The following is a 7,448-nucleotide window of genomic DNA, read 5'->3' as shown; positions in this document are numbered from 1 at the left end:
CTTTTACCAAACTTTAGCGCTTGTGACATCCCTATCATATCTAAATCTTCAATCACAACCGCATCATAATTTGTTACTAATGCTTTTGATTTATGGTGAAGGAAATTCTTACGCTGATTGGCGACCTTCTCTTGAATTTTAGCTACTCGAATAAGTTGTTTGTCCCAATTTGAAGAACCTTTCTTTTTACGAACATGAGGGAAATCCTTCTTAATGAGTCTTGAACTGGCACTTTTATAGGCATTGATGAATTTTGATCATTCACTATTTGGTTGTGCTTTGAACAAAATATGAACATGGTCAATATCGTGATGCCATTCGACCAATGTGATATTATATTTTTCACTCAATGACACAAATTTATCTTTGGCATAGTCTGAAATCGTATCATCTATGACTTTCCTTCGATACTTCACGACTAATACAAGATGGTAATACATTGAGAACACTGAATGATTATTACTGTCTAGTTTCACTATTACATCAGCCCTTGTGTTTTATAAGACTGATTATATCATATTGAGAATAAAGACAAAAGAAAAAACTTTGGGCTATCTCCCAACCGACATTCATCTCCCCCTTACCGTTGGGCTACGCCCTTCACACGCTTGAAGAGGGAGACTTCTTTCTGAAGTACGTTAAAAAAGCTATCACCCTAAAGAATAGGAGCGACAGCTTTTATTTGTAGTTTTAAAAAAGTGGATACATTAAGAAAGCTAAGATAATCCCTGTCAATCCACCGAAAAACACTTCAATCGGCTGATGACCGAGTAGTTCTTTTAATTCTTTTCTTCGCTCATATTCCTTCTTTTTTGTCCACACTTTGGCTTCGTCTACAAAGTATTGAAAGTCTTTCACTAACATATTTAATACAATCGCTTGTTCACCAGCTTGGCGACGAATTCCAGTGGCATCAAACATAATAATAATACTAAAAATAACAGATGCTGCAAATAAGCCTGAAGTAACACCGTGTTCAATACCAATACCTGTTGTCACAGCTGTTACGGCTGCTGAATGACTACTTGGCATGCCGCCTGTACTAAAGGCAAGACCAAGTTTAAATTCGCGTGTAGCAATGAAATGAATCGGTACTTTGACGCCTTGAGCGAAAAAAATCGCAAACAAAGCAGTCATTAATGGAAAGTTATGAAAGATAGTCACGCTTGATCGATCCCTTCTGTCTCTGTCGATTAATATTTTCTAGTATAACATAGCGTCAATATGTTCGTCACCGAAATGATTTTAAGCTAGAAAAACACTTACCCCAATAAAATCATAGGGATAAGTGTTCATGTTTGATAGGTGTCAAACTAAACTATTGAATAACAGCGTCTAATGCAACAACAATCATGTCATTAAAGGTTGTTTGGCGTTCCTCTGCGGTTGTTTCTTCACCTGTTAAAATATGGTCGGATACTGTAAGAATAGAAAGTGCTTGGCGGTTATATTTTGCTGCCAGCGTGTAAAGAGCGGTTGTTTCCATTTCCACGCCTAATACTTGGTAATCTGCTAATTTATTAAATAAATCTAAAGCATTATCGCGGTAGAAGCTATCGCTCGTGAACACGTTACCAACGCGCAGTTTCAATCCTTTCTCTACACCGGTATCATAAGCTTTTTTTAGTAAATCAAAGTCGGCGATTGGGGCATAATCAATCCCGCCAAATGTCATCCGGTTCATCTGGGAGTCGGACGTCGAACCTTGTGCGAGAATAACGTCTCTAACTTTGACATCTTTCTGTAATGCGCCACATGTACCAACGCGTACAAGCTTTTGGACACCGTATTCTTGCATCAGTTCGTTAATATAGATAGAGATAGAAGGTACCCCCATACCTGTTCCTTGAACAGATACTTTTTCACCTTTATACGTCCCAGTGTAACCTAACATGCCGCGAACCTCGTTATAACACACAGGGTTCTCTAAAAAATTCTCAGCGATATATTTTGCGCGTAAAGGATCCCCTGGTAGTAAAATTTTATCTGCAATCTCACCTTGTTTTGCTCCGATATGAGTACTCATAATTTAACAGCCTCCTTGGTTCATTTGATAAGATAACGTTATCATAAAAAAACTAAAAAGACAACTGAAAATCCGAACGTTAACTAGAAATAAATGTAAGTTAACGAAATAAACTTAGATAATTCTTACTAAAAGAATGAAAACGTTATAATAAAGCTTGTAAACTTATTTATTTCATGGTAAATTTCGTATATAATAGTATATATTCATCATCATCCGTGATGAATGAATTTATGAAGATGGGAGGAATCATAGTGAAAGAACAAACGTTTACAATTACTGATGACACAGGTATTCATGCGCGTCCAGCGACATTGTTAGTGAACAAAGCAGGACAGTACGAATCACACGTGGAAATGCATTACAATGGTAAAGCGGTTAACTTAAAATCAATCATGGGTGTTATGTCTTTAGGTGTACCTAAAGGCGCTGAAATAAAAGTCACTGTTGAAGGGTCTGATGAAGACCAAGCAATAGAAGGCCTTACAGCTGCAATCCGTGAACAATTAGGCGAATAATTTCTTCGCATACTAAAAAAAAGAAGCAGACGCTCGCTTTAGCGGTTCTGCTTCTTTTTTATTTTTTTCTACTTATCCTTAGCCTTTTCTTCAAGTGCTTGGGTCAACTTGTTTAACGCTTCTTTGACATAAGCTGTTGGGCTAGCAATATTCATCCGCATAAAGCCGCTCCCATTCTCACCAAAGGCAATGCCGCTATTTAAACCAAGGCCTGCGTCTTGTTCCATCCACGTTTTTAGCTCATCGTGGCTCATAGCTAGACCATTAAAGTCGAGCCAGAGTAAATAGGTACCCTCTGCTTTTGTAACAGTTACACCATCATATGGTTCAAGCGTTGTTTCAACGAGTGCTTTGTTGGTTGCGAGTAAGTCTGTTAACTGATTAAGCCAATCTTCGCCTTTAGTATAAGCTGTTTCAAGGGCGACAATCCCAAGTGGGTTTAACATTGTAATGCCAAATCGAACGAAGGCATTCTTAATTTGTGTGCGGATCTTCTTATCAGGAATCACCGCGTAAGAAATTTGTAATCCAGCTAAGTTAAATGTTTTTGTTGGTGACATCAAGGTGATTATTTGATTATTTGTTGCTAAATCAAGGGATGCAATTGGTGTGTGCTTATGACCAGGATAAATGAGATCCCCATGAATTTCATCTGCTACAATTAAGACATTATATTTTTCTGCAAGTTCAAGTACGCGCTTTAACTCTTCTATTGTCCACACACGCCCAATCGGGTTGTGAGGACTGCAAAGAATCATCATCTTTACACCTGTTTTAAACTGTTCTTCTAAATCGTTAAAGTCCATCGTGTAATGACCCGCTGTATTTATTAGAGGACTGGTGACGAGTGTCCGGTTGTGCCGTTTAATCATGTGATGAAAAGGATGATACACCGGTGTTTGGATTAAGATTTTATCTAACTCATCTGTTTGGGTTAAAATCGCCATATGAATGGTTTCAAGAACCCCTGGGCTATAGACGATTTCATCTGATTGAACGTAAAAGTTATGATGGCTTTTGACCCAATGAATCACCACTTGATTGAGTGCTTCATCTGTGAACGTATAACCAAAAATACCATGGTTGACCCGCTCTTGTAGTGCTTTTTTAATGGGTGATGCAACTTCTAAATCCATATCGGCCACCCATAGTGGCTGAACATCCTCTGAACCGTATAATTCTTCTACTTTATCCCATTTAACTGACCGAGTGCCTTTACGGTCAGAAAATGTATTAAAATTTTCCATATATGTAGCCTCCTCATAATAACTATTCAGTATTAGGTTGTGTAGCATTATAACATAATTCACTTTGTAAGTTCTAACTATTTGTTGCTTATTCATCTATCGAAAAATCGCTCAATAAAGTTAAGGGTAAATGCTTGTAAAAATAGGGGGTCATGTGGTAAAATCAATAATTGTGTATAAACGCTATCGGTAAATCCAATGACAGTATGTCGTTTTAGATTTGTCAAAATTAAATGAGGAGTTGTAATTATGTCAGAAAAATTCACTGAAGGTCAAGTATTACAAGGGAAAGTTACGGGTGTTCAACCTTACGGTGCATTCGTTGCATTAGATGATCAAGTACAAGGTTTGGTTCACATTTCAGAAATCACTCACGGATTCGTTAAAGATATTAACGATCATATTAAAGTGGGCGATGAAGTAAATGTTAAAATTCTTTCAATTGATGAAGCAAAGAACAAATATTCTTTATCAATTCGTGCAACTGAAGAAGCACCAAAACAAAAAGCACCGCGTAACAACAATAACAAAGCGAAGCAATCTTATGCCCCTCAACAAGAGGAACAAGGATTTAACACGCTTAAAGACAAGTTAGAAGAATGGTTAAAGCAATCTGGTAAAAATAAATAAGTAGAACGAAAGAGTAGGACAATAGTTCCTGCTCTTTTTTATAATCCATAAATGGCAGAAGTCACGACGATTATTGACTACACCTAAACCCAAATTAGCTGAATGAATGTTCACTAGCCGTTGTCGTTATCTCTGATTTTTCTGATAATACTGACGTTTTTTCATTCCGCGCGTGATTGTACTTGATTTCATAATGTTTTTTAGGTAAATTAGAAGAGAAGTTTAAATTAAAAAGTGGAGGGATAATAATGACACACGTACGTTTTGAGTATGACAAAGCTTTAGCTTTCTTTGGCAAGCATGAATTAGACTATTTAAAAGAACCTGTTAAATTAGCGCATGATATGTTACATAATAAAACAGGTGTAGGGAATGCCTATTTAGGATGGATAGACTTACCTGAGAACTATGATAAAGAAGAATTTGCACGTATTAAAAAATCAGCGGACAAAATCAAATCAGATTCTGATGTATTACTTGTTATTGGAATTGGTGGTTCTTACTTAGGGTCACGTGCTGCGATTGAAATGTTAAATCATTCATTTTACAACCTTCTTGATAAAGAAGACCGTAAAGCACCACAAGTCATCTTTGTAGGTAACAGTATCAGTTCAACTTACATGTATGAGCTCTTTGATTTATTAAAAGATAAAGATGTGTCAGTTAACGTTATCTCTAAGAGTGGAACAACCACAGAACCAGCCCTTGCTTTCCGTGTCTTCCGTAAGTTCTTAGAAGATAAATACGGTGTAGAAGAAGCGAAATCACGTATCTATGCCACTACAGACCGTGAAAGAGGTGCACTTAAAACGCTTGCGACAGAACAAGGTTATGAAAGTTTTATTATTCCTGACGATGTCGGTGGACGTTATTCAGTATTAACTGCGGTTGGTTTATTACCAATTGCGGCAAGTGGTGTGAACATTGATGACATGATGGAAGGGGCTCACCAAGCGCAAGTTGACTTTAGTGAACCAGACTTAGATAAAAACCCTGCCTATCAATATGCAGCTGTACGTAATGTCCTTTACAATAAAGGGAAGACGATTGAAATGCTGATCAACTACGAACCAGCCTTACAATACTTCAATGAGTGGTGGAAACAATTATTCGGCGAGAGTGAAGGGAAGGACTTTAAAGGGATTTACCCATCATCAGCTAACTTCTCAACGGACCTTCACTCATTAGGTCAGTACGTACAAGAAGGACGTCGTGATATTTTTGAAACAGTACTTCACGTTGAATCACCACGTCACGACTTAACCATTGAAGAAGATAGTCAGGACTTAGATGGCTTGAACTACCTTGCAGGTGAGACTGTTGACTTTGTGAATGAAAAAGCTTATCAAGGTACTCTTTTAGCTCACACTGATGGTCAAGTGCCTAACTTAGTTGTTCACTTACCAGAATTAAATGCTTATACATTCGGTTATGTAGCGTACTTCTTTGAAAAAGCGTGTGCCATTAGTGGTTACTTACTTGGTGTGAATCCATTTGATCAACCAGGTGTTGAAGCATACAAGAAGAACATGTTTGCTTTACTTGGTAAACCAGGATTTGAAGAAGAGAAAAAAGCGTTAGAAAAACGTTTGTAATCTTGTTATTTAACAGTTTAAATCAAGGTGTCTTAGGGCGCCTTGATTTTTTTCGTTAAAGCAGCGATACTATTCAAGAGGGTTATCTTATTCGGATAAGCGAAAAAAGAAAACAACGAATAAAAGTTACAGGAGGCGTTATAATTGACGTTAGAAAATCAAGATTTTTTAATGACTTTACTTAAAACGCCATCTCCGTCTAGTATGGAAATGGCGATTCAAAAAACGTGGATCAACTACATGAAACCGTATGCGGATGAGATCATTACTGATCACGCCGGTAATGCGATTGCAGTATTAAACAAAGACGCAGACTTTAAAATTTTACTTGCGGGGCACTGCGATGAAATTGCGCTCGTCATTAACCGGATTGATGACAATGGCTTTTTATACTTCGATAAAATGGGCGGTGTCAATCCAAAAGCGGCGATTGGCATGCGGGTGAATGTTTTAGGCTTTAATCAAACTCTGACCGGTGTAATCGGCGTGAATGCCCAGCACCATGGCGGGATCAAAGGTGACTTTGACGTAGAAGACTTATACATCGATTGCGGAGCTAAATCAAAAGAAGAAATCAGTGCGTTTGTTCAAATTGGTGATTTAGCTGTCTATGATCGTTCACCTGATGTATTAATGGACCGTTATATTACTGGACGTGGTCTTGATAATCGTACCGGGCAATTCATTGTCGGAGAAGTGTTGCGCAAACTAAAAGGAAAAGATTTAAATGTTGGCGTGTATGCGGCGAGCACGGTCAATGAAGAAACAAACATGGGCGGAGCTTACTTTGCAGCAAGTGGTATTAATCCAACGCTTGCGATTGCGTGTGATGTCACTTTTGCGACAGACTACCCGCACGTGAATAAAAATAAATACGGAGATGTCACCCTTGATGGCGGTCCAGTCCTAGCCAAAGGTGCGCCGATTAACCGAAAAATCAACCAGTGGTTAGAAGCGGCCGCTAAACGTTTAGATATGGATGTGCAATATGAATTAACACCACGGATGACAGGGACAGATGCCGATAAAATGCGGTTAACGAACCAAGGCGTGCCGGTTAGTTTAGTTTCATTACCGCTACGTTATATGCACTCACCTGTTGAGACGGCGAGTATAAAGGATATTGAAGAAGAAATTGATTTAATCGTCGATTGGATTCTTCATATGACGGGTGAAGAGAATTTAAATCCATTAGAAGATGAATAGATAAAAACCCTGCCTCAATCATGATTGTGGCAGGGTTTTTTACGAATGTGTTTAACGTTTAAAATAGACTTTAGGTCACTAGTGTCGCATAAATATAATTAGAATATGCTGAACAACCTCCAATTATTTTTGGTTCTTTGTCAAATGGTGTTGGTGAGAAGTTTTAACCAATAATTTCAAGTTTATATTTCACATGTTTCGGCTCTTTTTATGCAGCTGAAACATG

The 7,448-nt window shown here is 37.9% G+C and carries 7 protein-coding genes and 1 pseudogene; 4 read left to right on the top strand and 4 right to left on the bottom strand.

Annotated elements, in window-relative coordinates:
• From tnpA to deoD, 3 genes and pseudogenes are all read right to left on the bottom strand, one after another.
• Positions 1-476 (bottom strand): annotated as a pseudogene (tnpA, locus tag BM098_RS13895) (IS200/IS605 family transposase); the annotation flags it as partial.
• Positions 477-690: 214 nt separating this feature from the next.
• Positions 691-1,164, bottom strand: a complete 474-nt coding sequence (locus BM098_RS12710; RefSeq protein WP_089833952.1) for a divergent PAP2 family protein — start codon at positions 1,162-1,164, stop codon at positions 691-693.
• A 154-nt stretch (positions 1,165-1,318) separates the two neighbouring features.
• Entirely contained in the window at positions 1,319-2,026 is a 708-nt protein-coding gene (deoD, locus tag BM098_RS12705) for a purine-nucleoside phosphorylase (protein ID WP_089833950.1), read from the bottom strand.
• Positions 2,027-2,280: 254 nt separating this feature from the next.
• Between deoD and BM098_RS12700 the strand changes: the two genes are divergently transcribed.
• On the top strand, positions 2,281-2,544 hold the full coding sequence (locus BM098_RS12700) for a phosphocarrier protein HPr (RefSeq protein ID WP_089833948.1): 264 nt from the start codon (positions 2,281-2,283) through the stop codon (positions 2,542-2,544).
• 68 nt (positions 2,545-2,612) lie between these two features.
• Here BM098_RS12700 and BM098_RS12695 read toward each other — a convergent pair whose 3' ends face one another.
• Entirely contained in the window at positions 2,613-3,791 is a 1,179-nt protein-coding gene (locus tag BM098_RS12695; RefSeq protein ID WP_089833945.1) for a MalY/PatB family protein, read from the bottom strand.
• A 249-nt stretch (positions 3,792-4,040) separates the two neighbouring features.
• On the opposite strand from BM098_RS12695, the gene yugI reads away from it, so the two are divergent.
• From yugI to BM098_RS12680, 3 genes are all read left to right on the top strand, one after another.
• Positions 4,041-4,421 (top strand): S1 domain-containing post-transcriptional regulator GSP13, encoded by a 381-nt coding sequence (gene yugI, locus BM098_RS12690; protein WP_089833943.1) that lies wholly within the window; start codon positions 4,041-4,043, stop codon positions 4,419-4,421.
• Positions 4,422-4,669: 248 nt separating this feature from the next.
• Positions 4,670-6,016 carry a glucose-6-phosphate isomerase gene (locus BM098_RS12685; protein ID WP_089833942.1) on the top strand — a complete coding sequence of 449 codons (1,347 nt, stop codon included), beginning with the start codon at positions 4,670-4,672 and terminating at the stop codon, positions 6,014-6,016.
• 171 nt (positions 6,017-6,187) lie between these two features.
• On the top strand, positions 6,188-7,222 hold the full coding sequence (locus tag BM098_RS12680) for a M20/M25/M40 family metallo-hydrolase (protein WP_089833954.1): 1,035 nt from the start codon (positions 6,188-6,190) through the stop codon (positions 7,220-7,222).
• Positions 7,223-7,448: the final 226 nt, after the last annotated feature.

Origin of the sequence: Halolactibacillus halophilus (assembly GCF_900115605.1) — a bacterium.
In the GTDB taxonomy this organism is placed as follows: Bacteria; Bacillota; Bacilli; order Bacillales; family Amphibacillaceae; genus Halolactibacillus; species Halolactibacillus halophilus.
This window is presented reverse-complemented; position numbering and strand designations above follow the sequence as displayed.